This window comes from Achromobacter piechaudii NBRC 102461 (genome assembly GCF_001571245.1).
Lineage (GTDB): Bacteria > Pseudomonadota > Gammaproteobacteria > Burkholderiales > Burkholderiaceae_B > Achromobacter > Achromobacter piechaudii.
In genome coordinates this window covers 94,209-115,643 of the sequence record NZ_BCTK01000001.1, presented here as the reverse complement: position 1 = coordinate 115,643, position 21,435 = coordinate 94,209, and the positions used below count along the sequence as shown (strand labels likewise).

At 65.2% G+C, this 21,435-nt stretch carries 19 protein-coding genes and 1 tRNA gene; 5 read left to right on the top strand and 15 right to left on the bottom strand.

Annotated elements, in window-relative coordinates; all coding sequences use genetic code 11:
* Positions 1 to 283 precede the first annotated feature (283 nt).
* From API01S_RS00650 to cysS, 6 genes are all read right to left on the bottom strand, one after another.
* Positions 284 to 376: transfer RNA gene (locus tag API01S_RS00650), tRNA-Ser, on the bottom strand.
* Between the two features lie 88 nt (positions 377 to 464).
* Positions 465 to 1,730 carry an aspartate kinase gene (locus API01S_RS00645; protein ID WP_006220637.1) on the bottom strand — a complete coding sequence of 422 codons (1,266 nt, stop codon included), beginning with the start codon at positions 1,728 to 1,730 and terminating at the stop codon, positions 465 to 467.
* Between the two features lie 145 nt (positions 1,731 to 1,875).
* The gene (tilS, locus tag API01S_RS00640; RefSeq protein WP_254598536.1) at positions 1,876 to 2,850 is read right to left on the bottom strand and encodes a tRNA lysidine(34) synthetase TilS; all 975 of its coding nucleotides are present in this window, start codon (positions 2,848 to 2,850) and stop codon (positions 1,876 to 1,878) included.
* A 187-nt stretch (positions 2,851 to 3,037) separates the two neighbouring features.
* Positions 3,038 to 4,003: an acetyl-CoA carboxylase carboxyltransferase subunit alpha gene (locus API01S_RS00635; protein ID WP_006220640.1), complete on the bottom strand. Its 966-nt coding sequence runs from the start codon at positions 4,001 to 4,003 to the stop codon at positions 3,038 to 3,040.
* A 36-nt stretch (positions 4,004 to 4,039) separates the two neighbouring features.
* On the bottom strand, positions 4,040 to 4,684 hold the full coding sequence (locus API01S_RS00630) for a DNA-3-methyladenine glycosylase family protein (protein ID WP_039883398.1): 645 nt from the start codon (positions 4,682 to 4,684) through the stop codon (positions 4,040 to 4,042).
* 20 nt (positions 4,685 to 4,704) lie between these two features.
* Positions 4,705 to 6,159, bottom strand: coding sequence for a cysteine--tRNA ligase (gene cysS, locus API01S_RS00625; protein ID WP_061302630.1), 1,455 nt, complete (start codon positions 6,157 to 6,159; stop codon positions 4,705 to 4,707).
* Positions 6,160 to 6,591: 432 nt separating this feature from the next.
* On the opposite strand from cysS, the gene API01S_RS00620 reads away from it, so the two are divergent.
* The 3 genes from API01S_RS00620 (at position 6,592) to API01S_RS00610 (ending at position 8,685) form a co-directional block, all read left to right on the top strand.
* The gene (locus API01S_RS00620) at positions 6,592 to 7,275 is read left to right on the top strand and encodes a tetratricopeptide repeat protein (RefSeq protein WP_006220643.1); all 684 of its coding nucleotides are present in this window, start codon (positions 6,592 to 6,594) and stop codon (positions 7,273 to 7,275) included.
* 134 nt (positions 7,276 to 7,409) lie between these two features.
* A complete protein-coding gene (locus tag API01S_RS00615) occupies positions 7,410 to 7,919 on the top strand; it encodes a peptidylprolyl isomerase (protein ID WP_006225507.1) in 510 nt (169 codons plus the stop codon).
* On the top strand, positions 7,912 to 8,685 hold the full coding sequence (locus tag API01S_RS00610; RefSeq protein ID WP_061302628.1) for a UDP-2,3-diacylglucosamine diphosphatase: 774 nt from the start codon (positions 7,912 to 7,914) through the stop codon (positions 8,683 to 8,685). The genes API01S_RS00615 and API01S_RS00610 overlap by 8 nt, the downstream gene beginning before the upstream one ends.
* An 80-nt stretch (positions 8,686 to 8,765) precedes the next feature.
* On the opposite strand, the gene API01S_RS00605 is transcribed toward API01S_RS00610, so the two are convergent.
* From API01S_RS00605 to API01S_RS00595, 3 genes are all read right to left on the bottom strand, one after another.
* Positions 8,766 to 9,629: an undecaprenyl-diphosphate phosphatase gene (locus API01S_RS00605; protein WP_006220646.1), complete on the bottom strand. Its 864-nt coding sequence runs from the start codon at positions 9,627 to 9,629 to the stop codon at positions 8,766 to 8,768.
* A gap of 18 nt (positions 9,630 to 9,647) precedes the next feature.
* Positions 9,648 to 11,234, bottom strand: a complete 1,587-nt coding sequence (locus API01S_RS00600) for a TerC family protein (RefSeq protein WP_006220647.1) — start codon at positions 11,232 to 11,234, stop codon at positions 9,648 to 9,650.
* A gap of 189 nt (positions 11,235 to 11,423) precedes the next feature.
* The gene (locus tag API01S_RS00595; RefSeq protein WP_006220648.1) at positions 11,424 to 12,209 is read right to left on the bottom strand and encodes an inositol monophosphatase family protein; all 786 of its coding nucleotides are present in this window, start codon (positions 12,207 to 12,209) and stop codon (positions 11,424 to 11,426) included.
* 130 nt (positions 12,210 to 12,339) lie between these two features.
* Between API01S_RS00595 and API01S_RS00590 the strand changes: the two genes are divergently transcribed.
* Positions 12,340 to 13,131, top strand: coding sequence for an RNA methyltransferase (locus API01S_RS00590; protein WP_085947669.1), 792 nt, complete (start codon positions 12,340 to 12,342; stop codon positions 13,129 to 13,131).
* Between the two features lie 69 nt (positions 13,132 to 13,200).
* On the opposite strand, the gene API01S_RS00585 is transcribed toward API01S_RS00590, so the two are convergent.
* The gene (locus tag API01S_RS00585) at positions 13,201 to 14,190 is read right to left on the bottom strand and encodes a Bug family tripartite tricarboxylate transporter substrate binding protein (RefSeq protein WP_006220650.1); all 990 of its coding nucleotides are present in this window, start codon (positions 14,188 to 14,190) and stop codon (positions 13,201 to 13,203) included.
* Between the two features lie 160 nt (positions 14,191 to 14,350).
* Here API01S_RS00585 and API01S_RS00580 point away from each other — a divergent pair, with 160 nt between their 5' ends.
* Positions 14,351 to 15,112, top strand: a complete 762-nt coding sequence (locus API01S_RS00580) for an IclR family transcriptional regulator (protein WP_050729894.1) — start codon at positions 14,351 to 14,353, stop codon at positions 15,110 to 15,112.
* A 102-nt stretch (positions 15,113 to 15,214) separates the two neighbouring features.
* Here API01S_RS00580 and API01S_RS00575 read toward each other — a convergent pair whose 3' ends face one another.
* The 5 genes from API01S_RS00575 to API01S_RS00555 form a co-directional block, all read right to left on the bottom strand.
* On the bottom strand, positions 15,215 to 16,060 hold the full coding sequence (locus tag API01S_RS00575; protein ID WP_006220653.1) for a mechanosensitive ion channel family protein: 846 nt from the start codon (positions 16,058 to 16,060) through the stop codon (positions 15,215 to 15,217).
* A gap of 143 nt (positions 16,061 to 16,203) precedes the next feature.
* Entirely contained in the window at positions 16,204 to 17,316 is a 1,113-nt protein-coding gene (locus tag API01S_RS00570; RefSeq protein WP_061302625.1) for a DUF1513 domain-containing protein, read from the bottom strand.
* Positions 17,306 to 18,421, bottom strand: coding sequence for an imelysin family protein (locus tag API01S_RS00565; RefSeq protein ID WP_156487037.1), 1,116 nt, complete (start codon positions 18,419 to 18,421; stop codon positions 17,306 to 17,308). Before API01S_RS00565 ends, API01S_RS00570 begins: the two co-directional genes overlap by 11 nt.
* Entirely contained in the window at positions 18,421 to 19,938 is a 1,518-nt protein-coding gene (locus tag API01S_RS00560; RefSeq protein ID WP_061302623.1) for a di-heme oxidoreductase family protein, read from the bottom strand. Before API01S_RS00560 ends, API01S_RS00565 begins: the two co-directional genes overlap by 1 nt.
* Entirely contained in the window at positions 19,935 to 21,233 is a 1,299-nt protein-coding gene (locus tag API01S_RS00555) for an imelysin family protein (protein ID WP_006220657.1), read from the bottom strand. The genes API01S_RS00560 and API01S_RS00555 overlap by 4 nt, the downstream gene beginning before the upstream one ends.
* Positions 21,234 to 21,435 lie beyond the last annotated feature (202 nt).

The window sequence follows — 21,435 nt, the reverse complement described above, 5'->3', positions numbered from 1 at the left end:
GTATTGCCACCATTCCAATGCAGATTCCAGGCAAGCTCGCGCAGAGAGTGAAACGCGGCGCTCAAGGCAACCAGTGCATATTCGGTGATTGCGGTGCCCAGCGCTTCACTTGAATTGGAAATACTCGGTGCGCGCTTGGTCAATATGCGTGGACGCATTAACCGGGGCGTGAGTACTACGCGCGCGGAAGTAGAAGCCTGTTTGGCGAGCACAAATGAAAAACCCGCAGAGCGTTAGCTTCTGCGGGTTTTAAGACATCGCGGTTTAACGCGGTATCTGTATTTGGCGGAGACGGTGGGATTCGAACCCACGATGCAGTTTTTAGCCACATACTCCCTTAGCAGGGGAGCCCCTTCAGCCTCTCGGGCACGTCTCCGAAAAGAGAACGAGATTCTAGCACGAATTTTTTGGTCTTTGCCCGCAACCGGGGCCATCAATCAAAAAAAGTGCCAGACCCGTCAACTTTATTCCTTGGCAGCCGGCGCCTGGTCCAGGCCGAAGGCCTTGTGCAGCGCGCGCACGCCCAATTCCATGTACTTGTCGTCGATGATGACCGACGTCTTGATTTCGCTGGTGCTGATCATCTGGATGTTGATGCCTTCTTGCGAAAGCGTCTGGAACATCAAGCTGGCCACGCCCACGTGCGAGCGCATGCCGATGCCGACGATCGAGACCTTGGCGACCTTCTCGTCGGTGGACAGCTCACGCGCGCCCACGGCGGGAATGACTTCGCGCTTGAGCAGGTCGACGGCACGGGCGAACTCGTTGCGGTTCACGGTGAACGAGAAGTCGGTGGTGCCTGCCACGGACTGGTTCTGCACGATCATGTCGACGTCGATATTGGCGGCGGCGACCGGACCCAGGATGGAGAAAGCGATACCCGGTTTGTCGGGGACCGCCAGCAAGGTGATTTTGGCTTCGTCGCGGCTGAAGGCGATGCCGGAGACAACGGCGGCTTCCATTTTTTCGTCTTCCTCAAAAGTAATCAGCGTGCCCGAGACCATTTCTTCGTCGAGCGGAATGAGCGGGTCGGTCAGCGAGGACAGGACCCGGACCGGTACACGGTATTTGCCGGCGAATTCCACCGAGCGGATCTGCAGCACCTTGGAACCCAGCGAGGCCATTTCCAGCATTTCCTCGAAGGAAACGACGGCCATGCGGCGCGCTTCGGGCACCACGCGCGGATCGGTCGTGTAGACGCCGTCCACATCGGTGTAGATCAGGCATTCGTCGGCCTTGATGGCGGCAGCCACGGCCACGGCCGAGGTATCCGAACCACCACGGCCCAGCGTCGTGATGTGGCCTTCGGGGTCGATGCCCTGGAAGCCGGTCACGATCACCACGCGGCCCGCGTCGAGGTCGCCGCGGATGCGGGCGTCGTCAATCGAGCTGATGCGCGCTTTGGTGAAGGACGAATCGGTGCGCACAGGCACCTGCCAACCGGCATAACTGCGCGCCGGCACGCCTTCGGCCTGCAACGCAATAGCCAGCAAACCGCTGCTGGCCTGCTCGCCGGTGGCGGCGATCATATCGAGTTCGCGGGGGTCGGGCTGAGGCGCAATTTCGCGCGCCAGACCAAGCAGGCGATTCGTTTCGCCCGCCATCGCCGACGGCACAACTACAACCTGGTGGCCGGCGGCGTGCCACTTCGCGACGCGACGCGCCACGTTTCGGATGCGCTCGACCGAGCCCATCGAAGTACCGCCATATTTGTGAACGATCAGGGACATCTCGTACTCTGGCTGGAAACCCGCCGCAAAGTGGTGACGGGCAAAACCATATATTCTAGCGCGACGGTAAAAATTTGCTCATCCGAGGAAATTTCTGTTCATTGCGCGGCGAATTTTTCGAGGATTCTTTCCAGAACGCCGGTTTTCATCCCTGCGGTTCGACCCAGACGCGGCCGCGATGGCAGCGCACGACGTGGCCGGCCTGCACGACCCGCAACTGCCGGTCATGGCCCAGGCTGTGCAGCTCGCGCAGTTGGCGCAGCAGATCGCGCAGGCGCGCATCCGTGGGCATGCGCGCGCCGTTCAGGTGCAGCCAGAAGCGCAGCACCTGCGCCTGGCGCGCGGGCGAAAGCTCTCGCCACGCCTTCAATGAAAAGCTGACGCCATCCGCGCTGGGTTCCAGCCGCGCGAAATCTTCGCGCGCCACTTCGTCCAGGATCTGCACGGCTTCGGCCATATGCGCCGCATGCCGCGCGACGATCGCGCGCCAGCCGGGCCATCGTCCATCCAGCACGGGCGCCAGCAATTCGCGCACGGCGGCGCGCGTGTAGCGCGGGTCCGCGTTGGTGGGGTCCTGCACGGCTTGCCAACCCGACGCTTGCCGCACGGCGTCCGCGGCCGCAAGGATCGTCGCGCGGTCCTGCCCCAGCCACGGGCGCAGATACGTGATGCCATCGCGCTGCGCCACCTCGGACATCGCGGCCATGCCCAGCACCCCCGCGCCGCGCAGCAGCCGCAGCAGGACGGTTTCAGCCTGGTCGTCGCGGTGATGCGCAAGCAGCACGAGGCTTGCCCCGTCGTCTTGCGCCAGCCGTGCCAGCGCCGCGTAGCGGGCGTCGCGCGCGGCGGCCTCGATGCCCTTGCCCGTCGCGTGTTCGACTTGCACGCGTGCCTGCCGCACCGGCAGCGTCAGCAGCGCGCCCAGCGCATGCACCTGCCGTTCCCATTCATCCGCCGCGTCCTGCAAGCCGTGATGCACGTGCAAAAGCGACAGCTCGACGCCCAGCTCGCGCGCGACCGCCGCCGCGTGCACGGCCAGCATGGCCGAGTCGGCCCCGCCGCTCAGGGCCACCGCGATGCGGACCGGGCGCGTCGGCAAGGCCGGCAGCGCGCGCCGCAACGCGGCCGACAGCGCAGCCACGAGCGGCGGCGAGGTCGGCAGCGCGGCGGGCGCGCAATGCGACACGCCCGACCCGTCCTGGGAGGACGCGTCGGGCGTGTCGGGTGTGGGGTGCTGCGCGGTCATGATGGGGAGCGCGGGCAGCGCGGCGTGGGCGTTGGCTATCGCGGCCAGCGCCCTTGCCGGGTCAGGCGCGCACTTCCTGATAGGCGCCGTAGGACAGCAGGCGTTGCACGCGCTGCTCGACCAGCTGCTCGGGCGTCATGCCTTGCAGTTGGCGCAGGGCGTCCGCCAGCGCGCGGCGCAAGAGGCGCGCCATGACGCGCGGGTCGCGATGCGCGCCGCCGACCGGCTCGTTGACCACGCGGTCAACCAGGCCCAGGTCTTTCAGGCGCGGGGCGATGATGGCCAGGGCCTCGGCGGCTTCCGGCGCTTTGTCGGCGCTGCGCCACAGGATGGACGCGCAGCCTTCGGGGGAAATCACCGCGTAGGTGGCGTATTGCAGCATCAGCACGGCGTTGCCCACGGCAATCGCCAGCGCGCCGCCCGAGCCGCCCTCACCGATGATCGTGCAGATCACGGGGACCTTGAGCTCGGCCATGGCGTACAGGTTGTGGCCGATGGCTTCGGATTGGCCGCGCTCTTCAGCGCCGATGCCGGGATAGGCGCCCGGGGTGTCCACAAAGGTGAACACGGGGATGCCGAATTTTTCAGCCAGGCGCATCAGGCGCAGCGCCTTGCGATAGCCCTCGGGACGCGGCATGCCGAAATTGCGCGCGGCGCGTTCCTTGGTGTCGCGGCCCTTCTGATGCCCGATCACCATGCAGGGCGTACCGTTGAAGCGCGCCAGGCCACCAATGATGGACTGGTCGTCGGCGTACATGCGGTCGCCGTGCAGTTCATGGAAATCGGTGAACATTTCGCGCACGTAGTCCAGCGTGTAGGGACGCTGGGGGTGGCGGGCGACAAGCGCCGTCTGCCACGGCGTGAGCTTGGCGTAGATCTCCTTGGCCAAGGTCTGGCTCTTTTGCTGTAGACGTCCGATCTCATCGGAGATGTCTACCGCAGAATCGGCCTGCACATAGCGCAGCTGTTCGATCTTGTTTTCAAGTTCGGCCAGCGGCTGTTCAAATTCCAGAAATGTATTGCGCATGTAGTGTGGTTCCGTAGATGGGCTGTCTGGTGTGCATCAGTACTGGACCGGTGTCGGTTCCAGACTGCGCCATAGATACCAGGTCGCCACGGTACGCCAGGGCTGCCACGCCAGCGAGACTTCGCGAGCCTCGAAGCGCGAGACAGGCTCGCCACTGAAATAGTGGAGCGAGATTGCCTTGAGCAACCCTGGATCATCCAGCGGCAGGACGTCAGGCCGCTGTAGATTGAAAATCAAAAACATCTCCGCCGTCCAGCGCCCAATGCCCCGGATGGCGACCAACTCAGAAATAACGGCTTCGTCGTCCATGGCCGCCCATTTTTCAGGGTGGACGCGACGTTCGCCGAAGTGGACGGCAAGGTCAAGCACATATTCGGCCTTGCGCTGCGACAAGCCGGCCTTGCGCAAGCCATCGACGCCGACGCGCAGCACGGCCACGGGCGTGGGGCGCTTGCCGACGGCTTCGATGAATTTGGTCCAGGCGGCATCGGCCGCCTTGGCAGACACCTGCTGCCCGATGATGGCGCGCGCCAGCGTCACGAACGGCGTGCCGCGCGACGTCAGCCACACTTCGGGATGCTGGGGGATGACCTTTTTCAGGATGCGGTCGCGCCGCATCAGATGGGCGACGGCAGCTTCCCAATACTCAGGCTTGGGAATGTCGAGATCGGCGGTGGACATATCAGGCGTATCCACTGGGCTCACGCCCGTCGCCATTGCGTCAAGCCACCCGGCTTGTCGTCGAGTTCGATCCCGGCATCGCGCAATTCGGCGCGGATGCGGTCGGCTTCGGCGAAATCACGAGCCGCCTTGGCGGCCGCGCGCGCGTCGATCAGGGTCTGAATGGCGGCCGCGTCGAGCGTGGCGCGCTGGCCCTGCTCGATGGCGGCTGCCGAATAGCGGGTGGGCGACTGGAAGTACGCAGCCGGATCCTGTTGCAACAAGCCCAGCACCGCGGCCAGCGCCTTCAACTGGCCGGCCGCGCGCGCGCTCTTGCTTCGATTGGCTTCAGAGGCCAGTTCGAACAAGGCCGCCACGGCGCCCGAGCTGTTGAAGTCGTCGTCCATGGCCGCCTTGAAGGCCTGGGCCTGCGGCTCGTTCCAGTCGATGCCCTGGTCGTCGGCGGGCACGTTCTGCAAGGCCTGGTACAGGCGATCCAGTGCGTTCTGCGCATCGACCAGGTTGTCGGGCGTGTAGTTCTGCGAGCTGCGATAGTGATTGCGCACGATGAAGAAGCGCACCATTTCGGCTTCGCGCGGGTTGACGCGGTAGTTGGCGTCGTCCGCCGCGGGTTCGCCCAGCGCAATGGTCTGGCGGATGGTGCGGAAGTTGCCCAGCGACTTGGACATCTTGTCCGAATCGACCATGAGCGGGCCGCAATGCATCCAGATATTGGCCAGCGTGCCGCCGAACGCGCCTTCGGTCTGCGCGATTTCGTTTTCGTGGTGCGGGAACTTCAGGTCGGGACCGCCGCCGTGGATATCCAGCGGCAGGCCCAGCAGCGATTTGCTCATGGCCGAGCATTCGATGTGCCAGCCCGGGCGGCCCATGCCGTAGGGCGATTCCCACTTGGTGTCGGCGGGTTCGTCGGCCTTGGCCGACTTCCACAGCACGAAGTCCAGCGGGTCGCGCTTGGACGAGCCCACCGCGACGCGTTCGCCGGCGCGCAGGTCGTCCAGGGTCTTGCCCGAGAGCTTGCCGTAGCCGGGAAAGCCGCGCACGGCGTAGTTCACGTCGCCGTCATCGGCCTGATAGGCCAAGCCGTTCTGTTCCAACTTGCCGATGATGTCCAGCATCTCGCCCACGTATTGCGTGGCGCGCGGCTCGCGGTCGGGCGATTCGACACCCAGCGCCTGCTCGTCCGCATGCATGGCGGCGATGTAGAAGTCGGTCACGTCACCGATGCGGCGGCCGGTTTCGACGGCGCGGCGGATGATCTTGTCATCGATGTCGGTGATGTTGCGCACGTAGTCGACGGCCAGACCGCTGGCCCGCAGCCAGCGCTGCACGACGTCGAACGAGACCAGCATGCGGGCATGGCCCAGGTGGCAGAAGTCGTACACCGTCATGCCACACACGTACATGCGCACCTGACCAGCCTGGGCCGGTTTGAACGGTTCTTTGGTACGCGATAACGTGTTGTAGATTTGCAGCATGGCGCTTATGAATTCGTCTAATTGCTTTCCGAGGCGGAATCGGAAAAAGTTGCTTGCGCGGGACGATACCCGCGCAGCGTGCCGCCCACCGCCACCTTGCGCTTCGGCCTGTACGGCGTCACGCGGCGGCTTGCCACCGGGCTTGTCCGGCGGCCCACTTGTCGCCGGCATTGCTACCGCTGTTGCCCACGCTGTTGCCGTCCCAGCTGCCCTTGCAACCCAAGTTGCCATGGCAGCCGGCGTTTCAGCCACGCGGTTTCAGCCGCAGTTTCAGCCTCTCTTTCAGCCCGCGGCTTCCGGTTCTATAACCCTTCAGGGCTATTGGCCGAAACAAAAACGCAACCGGGGCTAAAATGGCGGTCGTCAAGTATAGCAAGCGGCCCGGTCGCACGCGTAAGTGCTGCCCGGCCTCGACTTTTAACGGATACCCACGTGACGATCAAGCCGCGTTTTTGTGTCGCCCTGCTCGCGCTGGCCCTTGCCGGCTTGCCGGCGGGTAGCGCCCTTGCCCAGTCGATGGCTGGCGGCGGCGGAGCCAGCCCCAACGCCACGCGCACCACCCTGGATCCCATCCCGCCCGAAGGCGGCTGGGACAGCCTGGCCAAACTGCTGGAAGCGGCAAAGCCCGGCGTCGACACACGGCTGACGCCGTCGGCCTCGCAGATCACCACCCGCATCGAAACGCTGCTGAACCGTGGCGACAACGAAGAAGCGCTGGCGATGATCGAAAAGCGCGAAGCCGAAATCAAGGACCAGCGCGGCACCGACGTGCAACTGATGTTCCAGCACGCGCGCGCGCTGGCGGCCTTGAAGCGCACGGGCGAAGCCATCGACCTCTACACCGAAATGACCACGCGTTTCCCGGAGCTGCCGGAACCTTGGAACAACCTGGCCGCTCTATATGCCAGCCGTGGAGAACTTGAAAAAGCGCAAGACGCCCTGCAAATGGCCTTACGCGCTGATCCCGGCTATGCCGCCGCCCGAGCCAACCTGGGCGATCTGCAACTTCTGCAGGCTATGCGTACCTATAAGAAGGCCGCCAGCGATGGCGTGCCGGGCATGCAGGAAAAGGCCCGCGAAGTCGAAACCATGCTGAAGGATAAACAAGGCAAATGATGTCCCGTTACTCCCCCTTCCACCTGCTGCGCCTGACGGCGTGCTCGTTCGCGCTGGCCGCATTTGCCCCAGCGCTTGTCAGCGCCGCCCCAGCGGCCTCATCCACCACCACTACTTCTGAAGGCACAAAAGCCATGAGCACCAACCCGCGCGTCAAGCTTGTTACGAACCAAGGCGATATGGTCATCACCCTGGATGCCGCCAAGGCGCCCAAGACCGTCGAAAACTTCCTGACCTACGTGAAGGAAGGCTTCTACAACGGCACGGTGTTCCATCGCGTGATCGATGGCTTCATGATCCAGGGCGGCGGTTTCGAACCCGGCATGAAGCAGAAGCAAACGCATGCTCCCATCGAAAACGAAGCCAACAACGGCTTGAAGAACGACAAGTACACCCTGGCGATGGCCCGCACCAGCGACCCGCACTCGGCCACCGCGCAGTTCTTCATCAACGTGTCCAACAATGACTTCCTGAACTTCACGTCGCCCACGCCGAACGGCTGGGGCTACGCCGTGTTCGGCACGATCACCGAAGGCACCGACGTGGTCGAGAAGATCAAGGGCGTGAAGACCGGCAACAAGGGCTTCCACCAGAACGTCCCCAACGAAGACGTGATCATCGAGAAGGCCGAAATTCTTGAATAAGATTGCCCTGCCCGGCCCGATCTGGCTGGCGTCCGACCTGCACCTGGGGCCGGCCACGCCGGCCACCTCCGAGGCATTCCTGGCGTTTCTGGAAGCCGCGCGGCAGGAAGCCGCCGCGCTGCTGTTGCCGGGCGACATCTTTGACGCGTGGATTGGCGATGACGTCATCCGCGCGGCGCCGCCGTGGCTCGCCACGGTGCTGACGGCGCTGCGCGAGACCGCCGCGCACATCCCGGTATGGCTGGGCCGTGGCAACCGCGACTTCCTCATCGGGGAAGAACTGGCCAATGCCGTGGGCGCCAAGCTCTTGCCCGAGCCGGCCCTGCTGGAAACGGACGCCGGCCCGGTCCTGCTGACGCACGGCGACGAGTTCTGTACGGACGACGCCGCGTATCAGCAGTTCCGCCAGATGGTCCGCAACCCGCAATGGCAGGCCGAGTTCCTGGCCAAGACCATCCCTGAGCGGCTGGCCATGGCGCAGCAGGCGCGCGGCGAAAGCCAGGCGGCCAACCAGACGAAATCCATGGAAATCATGGACGTCAATGCCCAGGCCATCGAGGCGTCCTTCCGCGAAAGCGGCGTGCCCGTGCTGGTGCATGGCCACACCCATCGCCCGGCCCGCCACGTGCTGGACGTCGATGGCAAGAAGCGCGAACGCTGGGTGCTGCCCGACTGGGATTGCGACCACGTGTCGCCCCCGCGCGGCGGCTGGCTGACGATCGACCGCGACGGCCTGGCGTTCTACGACCTGGAAACAGAAGCCTGAGACGCCCGCAGGCAATCCGCCCGCCCAACAAAATGGCCTCGCTATCGCGAGGCCATTTTTTATTCATGCACGACAAGGACTTAGCGCGTGAAGATCCACGCCGCGACCACCGCGCCGAACACGATGCGATACCAGGCAAACACCCGGTACGTGTGATTGGCGACGAAGCGCAGCACCGCGCGCACGACCACCATTGCACTGAGGAACGCCGCGATGAAGCCCACGGCGATGCCGGACAGATCGTGCTGGGTCAGCGCGCCGAAGTTCTTGTACATGTCGAACACGGCGGCGCCCAGCATCGTCGGCATGGCCAGGAAGAACGAAAACTCGGTCGCCGTCTTGCGCTGGATGCCGGCGATCATGCCGCCGATGATGGTGGCGCCCGAACGCGACGTGCCCGGGATCATGGCGAAGCACTGCGCCACGCCCACGCCCAGCGCCTGCTTCCAAGTGATCTGCTCCAGCGTGTGCGCGGACGCGCGCTCATCCGAAGCCGTGTCATCCGCGGCGCCCGGTGCGTCGCCCGGTGTGTGATGGGTCTTGCGCTCGACATACAGCATGATCAGCCCGCCCAGCACCAGCGTCACCACCACCACGCCGGGGTGATAGAACACCGACTTGATCGTCTTGATGAAGATGGCGCCGATGACGGCGGCGGGCAGGAACGCGATGATCAGGTTGCGGGCGAAAGCGACCTCGCTGGGAACGCCGGTCAGCGTGCCCCGGATCAGCTGGAGCAGCCGCGCCCGGAACACCCACATCACCGCCAGGATCGAACCCAGCTGGATGACGACCTCGAACACCTTGCCGTCGCCGGACTGGAAGTTGATCCAGTCGCCCACCAGGATCAGGTGGCCGGTGCTGGATACGGGAATGAACTCGGTCAGCCCTTCCAGAATGCCGAGTATGAAAGCCTTGATCAGATAGAGCGCGTTGTCAGTCACGATAGGTAGGGGTTCCGGTTAATCGTTGGCCAGCGGGGCTTCGTCCGACAGCATTTCCTGCGGCCGCTTTTCAACGCGCACCAGCGCGATCCGGCGGCCATCCATCTCCAGCACCTCGAAGCGGAAATGCTGATGATGGGCTTCGTATTCACACACATCGCCGGGCTTGGGCAGATGGCCAAAGCGCGACAGCAGGTAGCCTGCCAGCGTGGAGAAGTCCTGGGCTTCATCGACCAGGCCTTCGGTTTCCAGCACCTGTTCGACGTGGTGCAGGTCGGCCGCGCCGTCGATCTTCCAGGTGTTGTCGCCGTCGGCCACGATGTCGGGCAGTTCGTCTTCGTCGGGAAATTCACCGGCGATGGCTTCGAACACGTCGATCGGCGTGACCAGCCCTTCGATGGCGCCGAACTCATCGGCCACCAGCACCAGTTGGCCGCGCGAACGCTTGAGGGTGTCCATCAGGCGCAGGATGCCGATCGACTCGTGCACGATGATCGGGTCGCGCAGCCGGTTGCGGCGCACGCGGCCTTCGGTGATCAGGTCGGCGACCAGATCCTTGGCGCGCGCGATGCCCAGCACCTCGTCCAGCGAGCCCCGGCAGACCGGGAAAAAGCTGTGCGGGGCCTCGGTCAGCTGGCGGCGGATCAGTTCGGGGTCGTCGTCGATATTGACCCAGGACACGTCCGTGCGCGGCGTCATGATCGACCGGATGGAGCGCTCGGCCAGCGTCAGCACGCCGCTGACCATATTGCGTTCCTCGACGCCGAAGGCGGGCATGGCCGGGCCGTCGGCGTTGGGCAGGTCGGCTTCGTCGCTGGTGGGCGGGCGCTTGCCCAGCATGCGCAGCACGGCCGACGCGGTGCGTTCACGCATCGGGCGGCGCGCGTCCAGCTTGAGCAGGTTGCGGCGCGCGACCTGGTTCAGCGCTTCGATGGCTACCGAGAATCCGATGGCGGCGTACAGGTAGCCCTTGGGCACCTTGAAGCCGAAGGCTTCAGCCAGCAGCGAAAAGCCGATCATCAGCAAAAAGCCCAGACACAGCACCACCACGGTGGGGTGCGCGTTGACGAAGCGGGTCAGCGGCTTGGAGGCCAGCAGCATGATGCCGATGGCGATGACGACGGCGATCATCATGATGGCCAGATGGTCCACCATGCCCACGGCCGTGATGACGGAGTCCAGCGAGAACACAGCGTCCAGCACCACGATCTGCGTCACGATGACCCAGAAGCTGGCGTACACGCGCGGCCCGGAAGAGCCCGCGTGCTGGCCGCCTTCCAGGCGTTCGTGCAGCTCCATCGTGCCCTTGAACAGCAGGAACAGGCCGCCCACCATCAGGATCAGGTCGCGGCCCGAAGGCGAGACGGGGCCGACCGAGAACAAGGGGGTGGTCAAGGTGACCAGCCACGACATGACGGACAACAGGCCAAGCCGCATGATGAGGGCCAGGCTCAACCCCATGATGCGCGCGCGGTCGCGCTGCGCGGGGGGAAGTTTGTCCGCCAGGATGGCGATGAATATCAGGTTATCAATGCCCAGGACGATCTCAAGGACGACCAGGGTAAGCAAGCCGACCCACGCTGCGGGGTCTAGCAGCCACTCCATCAGGAGCTCCAGAAGTTACGCGACCGGTAATCGTACATGGAAAATTCGTGACATGCCGGTGACACGCGACCCTCCGTTTGCCTGATGGCCATTGGCTTTGCGCCATGCGCAGGACTTGCGCGAACGCCTCGGCGCGAAAAAAAACCGGCCCGAAGGCCGGTCTTTGCGTCGCCTTGACGGCGCTTGCTATCAGGCGGCGGACGGCGGGTTCAGCGACGTCAGCATTTGCGTGAAGATCTTCGGGCTGGCGGCCAGCACGTTGCCGCTGTCCATCCAGCCTTGCTCGCCGTCGAAGTCGGCGATCAGGCCACCGGCTTCCAGCACCATCAGGCTGCCGGCGGCCAGATCCCAGGCCTTGAGGCCGACGCCGCAGAAGCCGTCCAGACGGCCGCTGGCGACATAGGCCAGGTCCAGCACCGTCGAGCCCAGACGGCGCACGCCGGTGACGTTTTCAGCCATATGGCGGAAACGCTGCGAACCCTGTTCGGGATCGCCGGCGTTGGGCCAGTGCGCGCCCAGCAGTGCTTCGTGGTAGCGGGTGCGGCCCGAGACGCGCACGCGGCGGTCGTTCAGGAAGGTGCCGCTGCCACGGCTGGCCGTGAACAGTTCGTTGCGCGACGGGTCATAGATGACCGCCTGCGTGACTTGGCCGCGCTGGGTCAGAGCGATCGAGACGGCGTAGTTGGGCAGGCCGTGGATGAAGTTCGTCGTGCCGTCCAGGGGATCGACGATCCACTGGAACTCGGCCTGGTCGGGACCTTGCAGCCCGAATTCCTCGCCCAGCACGGCATGGTCCGGGTAAGCGGCATGCAGCGTTTCGACGATGGACTCCTCGGCGGCGCGATCGACTTCCGTGACATAATCGCGCGGCCCCTTGCGAGCCACGCTGAGTCGTTCCAAATCCATGCTGGCACGGTTGATAATGGTGCCGGCACGCCGGGCCGCCTTGATGGCGATGTTGAGCATCGGGTGCATAAAATTCCGTACGTATGCGGTGGGTTCGCGTGATGATAGGCCACTTGCCGCCCCCCGGATCCATCGACGCCCCAACGGGGAAATCGACCCAAAAAACCAGGAAGGCGCGAAGCCAAACGCGCCATTTTAAATGACTCAAGCATTTTCACGTGTTCGCTTCATTATGGTGAACCCCAGCCACCCCGGAAACGTGGGTTCGGCGGCCCGCGCAATCAAGACGATGGGCTTCTCCGAACTGGTGCTGGTCGAGCCTAAATTTCCAGATGTAACAACCCAGCCCGAGGCCATCGCCCTGGCCAGCGGCGCGCTGGACGTGCTGGAAAACGCACGCATCTATCCGTCGCTGGAAGAAGCGCTGGCGCCCGTGACCATGGCGTTCGCGCTGACCGCGCGGGTGCGCGACCTGGGCCCTCCGCCCTGCGACATCCGCCAGGCGGCGGACCTGGCGCGGGAGCATCTGGCCGGCACGGCCGAGGGCGTCGCCGCCGTCGTGCTGGGCACCGAACGCGCCGGGCTGACCAACGCGCAGATCGCCCTGTGCCATCGCATCTGCCACATACCCGCCAACCCCGAATACAGCTCGCTGAACGTGGCCCAGGCGTTGCAGCTGGCCGCCTGGGAGTTGCGCTACGCATTGCTGGTGGAACAAGGCGCGGCGCTGTTGCCGGCCTCGACCGCACAAGAGCCGTCACGCGGCGCGGAGCCGGCTTCGGGCGAAGCGGTGCAGGCGTTCCTGGCACATTGGGAAGAAGCGCTGATCGGCGTGCAGTTCCTGGACCCGGCGCACCCCAAGAAGCTGATGCCGCGCATGCGCCATCTGTTCTCGCGCCCTGCGCTGACGCGCGACGAAGTCGACATGATGCGCGGCGTCTGCACCGCGATGCTGGCGACCGCCCGGCGCAACGGCGGCGCAAAAAAATAGGGACGGGCGCCAAGCCCATCCCTATTTCAGATCCGCGACCCGGCGAACGATCGCCGGGAAGTTGCGCGATCAGTCCACCTTGGCGCCCGATGCCTTGACCACCGGCGCCCAGCCATCGACTTCCGACTTGATGAACGCACCGAACTCGGCCGGCGTGGTCTTCACGCCCACGGCGCCCAGCTTTTCATAGCTGGTCTGCACGGAGGCCTTGTCCAGCGCCTGCTGCATGGCGGCGTTCAGTTTGTTGATCACTTCCGGCGGCGTGCCGGCCGGGGCCAACAGACCGAACCACGACGATACGTCGAAGCCGGCGAAGCCCGATTCCTGCATCGTGGGCAGGTCCGGCGCGCTCTTGGAGCGCTCGCTGGTGGTGACGGCCAGGGCGCGCAGCTTGCCCGATTGGGCGTGCGGCCATGCCGAGGGCATGTTGTCGAACATGAACTGCACCTGGCCGCCGATCAGATCGGTCATGGCCGGCGCGCTGCCCTTGTAGGGCACGTGCAGCACGTCGATACCGGCCTTCATCTTGAACAGCTCGCCCGCCATGTGGATGGACGTGCCGCTACCCGACGAGGCGAATGCCAGCTTGCCAGGATTCTTCTTGGCGTAATCGACCAATTCCTGGACCGACTTGACCGGCACTTGCGGGTTCACGACCAGGATGTTGGGCACCTTGGCGCCCAGTGCCACAGGCGCAAAATCGCGGGTCAGATCGAACGTGACGTTCTTGTACAGCGTCTGGTTGATGGCGCTGGTCACGGCCACGAACAGCAGCGTGTAGCCGTCCGGTGCAGCGCGCTGCACCTGGTCGGTGGCGATGTTGCTGCCGGCGCCCGGCTTGTTTTCGACCACGAACGATTGGCCCAGGGACTCGGTCAGTTCCTTGGCCATGATGCGGGCGATCACGTCGGTGGTGCCACCGGCGGAAAAACCGACCACGATGCGGACAGGTTTGTCGGGATAAGCAGCATGGGCGGAACCCATCGCGAATGCGCTTGCGGCGGTAGCCAGAAGGGTGGCGGCAAAACGCCGCAGTCCAGGCTTTTGACCTGTAGTCATAGTGTCTCCGTGCAGGTACTGTCCATTAGGTGGACGATTCGAATTATTTGATGACGCATTCTGAGCTATACACGACGGTTGCATCAAGGTAGAGTCCACGCTACGGACAATGGTTTTCCCTTGACCGTTCCGCGATAACCCCTAGTTTTCAGAGATTTGCATGCAAGACAGTGATGCCGCGGCCGCAGGCCCACGCACTTTGCGGCGGGGACTGGCCGTGCTGGCCGCCCTGCGCGACCAAGGACCCGACGGCCTCAGCGTGACTGATATCGCCCGGCTGACGGGCATACAGCGCCCCACCATCTATCGCCTGCTGGCCGCCCTGCTGGACGCCGGCCTGGTGCTGCCCGTCACGGGCACCAAGAAATACCGCGCGCAGTTGGCGGTGGACCCGGACACCCGCTCGCGCGACCCGCGCGTGCGTCAGTTGCTGCCGGTGCTGCGCCGCCTGGCCGACCGCACGGGCGATGCCGTCTTCCTGGTGGTGCGCGACGACGACGATTCCATCAGCCTGCATCGCGAGATCGGCAGCTATCCCGTTCAGATCCTGGCCACCTATGCCGGCAAGCGCCAGCCCCTGGGCGTGGGCTCGGGCGGCATGGCGCTGCTGGCCGCGCTGCCCGACGACATTGCGCGCGGCATCGTCGACCGCAATTCCGGCCGGCTGGATGAGTACGGCGGCATGACGCCGCAGGAAATGTACCGGCTGATCGAAAACACGCGAGCGCGCGGCTACTCGGTCGTGGGCAACCACGCCGTGCGCGGCGCGCTGGGCGTGGGTTGCGCGTTGCTGGATTCGCACGGCGCGCCGCTGCTGGCCGTCAGCGTCACGGCCATCATCGACCGCATGCCGGCCCAGCGACAACGCGAGATCGCTGGCTGGATCAAGTCGGAACTGGCGCGCCTGGTCATGCAGGCCTGAGCGCCCGCTCCTCATCCGCCGGCCGCCCTGCGCGCTGCCGAGGCGGAACGCAACACGGGCGCCCGAAGGCGCCCGTGTTGCATTACAGACTGCTGCAAGCCCTCAGGCGGCGGCGTCGGCCTTGCCCGCCGTCTTGGGGTTCTGGATTTCGCGCAGCGGGATCGGCGGCTGGAAGCCGGCCGCTTCAAGCGACGTGCGAATCTGCTGGTACAGGCCCCAGCGCAGTTCCCAGTACTTGCTGGATTCGGCCCAGACGCGCACGTTCACGATCACGCCGCTTTCCTTGTACTCGAACACCTTGACCTGGGGTTCCGGATCCTTCAGCGCATCCGGCCGGGCGGCGACGATTTCCTTCAGCTTGCTCAACACCTCTTCCAGATTGTCGCCATAGCGCACCGGCACCGGGATATCCAGACGGCGCGTCTTGTTGCGGCTGTAGTTGGTGATGGTGGCGTTCCACACCGTGCTGTTGGGCAAGGTCAGGTGGATGCCATCGCCCTGCACCAGCCGCGTCAGGAACAGGCCGACTTCCTCGACCGTGCCGTCCGCGCCGGAACTGAGCGCCACGTATTCGCCCGCGCGAATGGGGCGCAGGATCAGCAGCATGATGCCCGCAGCGATGTTTTGCAGCGTGCCTTGCAGCGCCAGACCCACGGCCAGGCCGGCGGCGCCCAGCACCGCGATCAGGCTGGCCGTCTGCACGCCAAAGCGCGCCAGCACTGCGATCACCGTGAAAATGCGCACTGCCCACACGACCGTGCTGTAGAACATCGGCACGATCGTCGGATCGATCTTGCTGGATCGGGTTGCCGCGCGCCGCACCCAACTACCCAGCAACGACGACACCCACCAGCCTACGATCAGGATCAGCAGGGCAACCAGCAGATTGATGCCCATATCCACCAGCCTGGGGGCCCAGGCGTTAAATTCGTTCAAGGCGTCTTCCATGGGATCTTCCACAAAAAATAACAACCGAAAACTGTATCAGATGACGGATACGCAAAGGGGCGCGGGGCGAGCCGGCAGTGTCAAGCTTTGTAAGCGCGAAGGTGTCGGGATGGGCGTGCCCATCACGTCCAGCGCCCGCGCCCTCAGGCCGGGACGATGCGGAAGTGGTTGTCCCACGAAATCTCGCGCGACCGCGGCAGCACCGGTGTTTCTGCCCCGGCCGGGGCGGCGCGCAGCATTGCACCCAGGCCACTGCTGATCAAGAAACCCTCCCGGCTTGCGGGCGCCACGCCGCAGCCATCAGGCAGTTGCGTCGTGCCCAGGCAGCGGCCGTTGCCCGCATCCCAGTACATCACCTGCCCGCCCACCGGGCTGGACGTGGCGATGACGGCACCTGCCGCATCCACCGTCACCGAACCCACGTAATTGCGCATGTTGCGCAGCGTCTCGGCTGGCCCTTCGAACAGTTCCAGCGGTGCGCCCCGGCGATGCCGCCCCACCAGCGCGGGCCGGTCCGCCGCCGGACCCATGTACTGGCAACCGAACCACACGCAGCCGTCGGCCGCCAGCGCCAGATGCCGGATCGACAAGCGATGCAGCGCGGGGGCCAGCTCGACCTTTTCCAGCAGTTGGCCGCTGGCCGCATCGATATAGGCCAGCGACGGCCGCATCGTGTCCAGATTCAGCTCAAGCTTGCCGTAATCGGGATGGGTGAGGATGCCGCCGTTGGCGACGCACAGCGTCTTGCCATCGGGCATCAGCAATACCTCGTGCGGGCCGATGCCACCCGAATCGAATTCACCGACGCGGCGCCACGCACCGCCCGGCGAGGCGTCGTAAAGGCCCAGCACGCCGCGCCCGGCCTCGAAATCATTTTCGGTGGCGGCCAGCAAGCGCCCCCCATCCACGAAAACGCCGTGGCCGAAGAAGTGCCGTTCGTCCGGTACGGGCAAGGCGTGGCGCTCACGGCCCTCGCGCAGCGAAAACGCCACGGCGAAAAATCCTGGCTGGCGTCCGAACACCACGGCGCGCTCGTGCGCGGCGTCGATGGCAAAACTGTGGCCGCGCGCGGGCATCGGCACCACAAGGCGGTCGTGGCCAGCCTCGTCCAACAACACCGCTTCGTCGCGGCCGCCGCGCTTGCGGGCGCTCAGGTACAGCGCACCGCCATCGGCGGGCAGCACCGCGCGCGCAGCGGCGGGCGACAGGCCCAACGCCGTCGCCATCAACAGGAAGCGGCGGCGGTCAATCACCATCGAGCGCATTGAATCCGATGGTGACGCCCAGCGCCGGCGCAAGGTCCTGATCGACGATGGCCTTGGCATTCTTGAGGGTCAGCGAGGCCAGCAGCAACTGGCGCCGGCCGTCTTCGTCTTGCAACGCGGCCTCCAGCGGCGCGGGCACCGCCTGCAAGGCCTGCGCGGCCGACTGCAATTCACCGCGCACCGAGTCGTCGATCCAGGCGTTGCCGGCCGGCAAGGCATACGCGCCGGCCTGGTAGAACGCCTTCAACCCCTCCAGGTTGGCCACCAGCAAGCGCGTGGACAAGCCGCTGCGCCAAAACGCCGCCCGCTTGGGGCGCGCCGCGTCGGGCGAATCGCCCAGCACCGGCTGAATCTTCACGTCACGGGCGAATTGCAGGCCCGTGGACAGCGCCTTCATGGCTTCGGCGGCAATTTCCTGGGGATCGCGGTACAGCTCGTTGCCGGCTTGCGGCTTGGCAAACTGGCGGCCGAAATCGCCTTGCGGGCTCCAGGCCTGCGCCACATCGCGCGATATCGTCGACACGTTCGCAGCCACCGCGCGGGCATAGCCGCAGGCGTAGGCAAAGTCGGGCGCGCCCATCTGCTTGAGTAGCGCGGGCTCGCCGTACAGCACGTATTCCAACGCGGGCAGCCCTTGCACCGCAACGCTGCGTCCGGCCAGCGCGCCGGGCGCGAGCAAGGCGGCGTCCTGGGCGGCAATCAGTTGCTGCACCTGCCGGGGCATCACGCCGCGCGTGTCAGGCCAGAACGCCAGCCGCTCGTAACGGTTGGCTTGCACCAGCGGCCCAAAACGCAGAATCTCGACACCCGACCAGGCCAGCGCCAACTGCGTATAGGCATCGGCCACGCGCGTCGCGCCCGCTGCATCCGGCTTGGCGCACCAAGCACCCAGCGCCCCATCGAGCGCGCCGGCGGCATCCACCATCCCGGTAACGGCGGGACGCGCGTAATCGCGTGCCAGGCGCTCGCCCAGGTCGGCGGGCAGTTCGGCGTGGGCGGACAGCGGCGCGGCAAGCAGCATCGCGGCCAGAGCGGCCTTGATTCCGCGAGCCTTGATGCCGGCGCCGATCACATCGGCTTGCTTGAAAAATGCCATCAAAGCGACTCCAGGAAACGGATCAGGTCGGCGCGCTCGTCCGGCGTCATCGCCACCACGCGGTCGCGCGCGGGCTTGCCGGCTCCGCCATGCCACAGCACGGCTTCCAGCAAGGTGCGCGCGCGGCCATCGTGCAGCCAAGTCGCCGACGGATTCACCGTCTTGGTCAGGCCGATGCCCCAGAGCGGCGGCGTGCGCCATTCGCGCCCGTTGGCCTGGCCGTCGGACACGCCATCGGCCAGATCGTCGCCCATGTCGTGCACCAGCATGTCGGTATACGGCCAGATCAGCTGAAAGCGATGCTCGGGCTGTTTGGCGTTGCGGCTGGTCACGTACTTGGGTACGTGACAGGCCACGCAATTGGCTTCGTAGAACAGCTTCTTGCCGGCCAGCACGCGCGCGTCGTCCGCGTCGCGGCGTTGCGGCACCGCCAGATTGGTGGAGTAGATCGTCACGAAGTCCATCAGCTTGGCCGGCACTTCTTCCGGCCCGAAACGCGGTTGCGCTCCGTGCGGCATGTCCAGGCACTGCTTCTGGGCGGGCGTGCAATCGCCCGAATGCTTGGGGAACAGCGGCGTGGACAAGCCCATATCGTTGGAGAACGCGGCGGCGCTCTGCTGCTCGACGGTGGGCTGGCCCGCCTTCAGATTGAAGCGGCCCAGCACGCGCGCGCCGGTGCGGGCGTCGGTCACCCAGTTGGGCTTGCCGACGATACCATCGCGCTTGTCCGCCCCCACGTTGGCCAGGATGTCGGCTTCGTGGATGGATTCCAAGAGGCCCAGGCCGATCATGGGCGGCGCCAGGCGCGGCGAGATCTGCGTGTCGGCGCGCATAGGGCCATAGCCCAGATTTTCTATGCGATACGTGGGCTTCATCAAGGTGGCGGTTTCGCCGCCATTGAGGGCCACCGCGATCGGCTCGTAATCGATTTCCATGCGGCCTTCGGCGGGCAGCCCGGCCACCGCGAAATTCTGCAACTGGACGCCGTAGACGGGTTCCGGCAGCTCGGCCAGTTCACCGGGGGCCAGCTTGGGATGGCCACGGTCGGGCCCGCGCGGCACGGCCAGGCGCAGCAACAGCGCCACGGCATCGGTGCGTTCCAGCGGATCGAAGCCCGGCACCGTACCGCGTCCGTCCTTGGTATGACAGGCCTGACAGGAGCGCGCGTTGAACAGCGGGCCCAAGCCGTCGGAGGCCTGCGTCGAGGCCGGCGCGGACACCCAATCCTTGCGGAACAGGCCGTTGCCCACCTGGAATTCCTGGCGGCCTTCGAAGCTCATGTTGGCCGACGGCTGCGAAAAGATATCGGCGTTGATCAGTTTGTTGGTGGTCGCCGCCCCGGCCTGCATGGTCTCGAAGGTTTCCACCTTGGAGAAGTCGCGCGTGGGCGCGGTGATGGCGGTGACGCGTTTCTGGTCTTCGGGCGACAGGTCATCACGCCCGGCAGGCACTTCGGTGGCGGCGGCGGCGCCGGCATGCGCCGACGCCGCCAGTACGGCGGCTAGAACGAATTTCACTTGAATACGGCGTCGGGTTTGTCCAGGCTGTCAGAACCTTCGATGGCAACCTTGCCCAGCTCAAGCAGGGTGATCACGCGTTCCAGGCTGCGCGTCTGATCGACCAGGCGATCGATCCCGGCCTGCACCACGGCGTTGCCTTCCTTATTGCCGTCCGCGATCATCTGGTCATAGGTTTCGACCGTTTCAGCGCGCGTCTTCATCGCCTGCATGGCCGCCACGGTGGCGTCCAGCTTGGCGCGCACTTCGGCATCCAGCTTGGGATCGCGCGCCTTGACCAGCTCGGACAGGCTGGCGCCCGTGACCTGCTTGCCGTCGATGCGGGTGTAGGTGCCCAGGTACACATTACGAATGCCGATCTGGTCGTAGTAATGCGAGTTGTGGGTGTTGTCCGAGAAGCAATCGTGCTCTTCTTCGGGATCGTGCAGCATCAGGCCCAGCTTCATGCGTTCGCCAGCCAGTTCGCCGTACGACAAGCTGCCCAGGCCGGTCAGCATGGCGATCAGGCCCGCCTTCGGATCTTCCTCTACGGCCTTGCGCGCCGCGCCGTCCTTCTTCCAGTTGCCCACCATTTCTTCCAGGTCCGTCACCAGCAGGTCGGTCACGGCTTTCAGGAATTCGATGCGGCGTTCGCAGTGGCCGCCCGTGCATTGCTTGGTGTCGAAGTCCGTGTGCGGACGATTGCCGGCATGGCGCTCTTGCGGCGTGCCCTTGCGGTCGGCCGGCGCGGGGCCGGTGCCGTTCAGGTCCTGACCCCACAAGAGGAATTCGATGGCGTGATAACCGGTGGCCACGTTGGCTTCGTTGCCGTCGGCTTCATGCAGCACCTCGGACAGCAGTTGCGGCGTGATCTTGCTGACGTCCACCGTCTTGCCGCCGACCGAGATCTTGGAATTGGCGATGACGTTGACCGAGTAGTACGCGTTTTCGTCGTTGTCGGTGCCGTAGGAGGCATCGACGTAGTCGATCAGGCCTTCGTCCAGCGGCCAGGCATTCACGCGGCCTTCCCAGTCGTCGACGATCGGGTTGCCAAAGCGGTAGGCCTCGGTCTGCTGATACGGCACGCGCGCGGCCAGCCACGCCTGGCGAGCGGCCTGCAAGGTGTCGGGGCTGGGCTTGGCGACCAGCGCGTTGATGGCGGTGCGCAACGTCTTGGCGGCGGCCAGCGAATCTTCATAGCCCGCCAGCGCCAGATCCGAATAGGTGGCGACGACGGCGCGAGGTTCCACCGCCGCATGGGCCGTTCCCCCGAACACCGCGGCGGCCAACACCGCTCCCAACAACAACTTGCGCATCGACTTTCTCCCGTAACTCGAACGGTATCCGCCCCCACGGCGGACCGTTCCGACTTCAAATTTTGTGGATGCGAGTGTAAACAATTTTCGTTTGGGTTTCAGCCCAAATTCAGATACCTGACATTTTTTTGAACGGAAACCGCGGAAGAATCCGCGCCACTTTCGCGCACGGGCCGCTACTATCCGCAATCGCCGTCCCCGT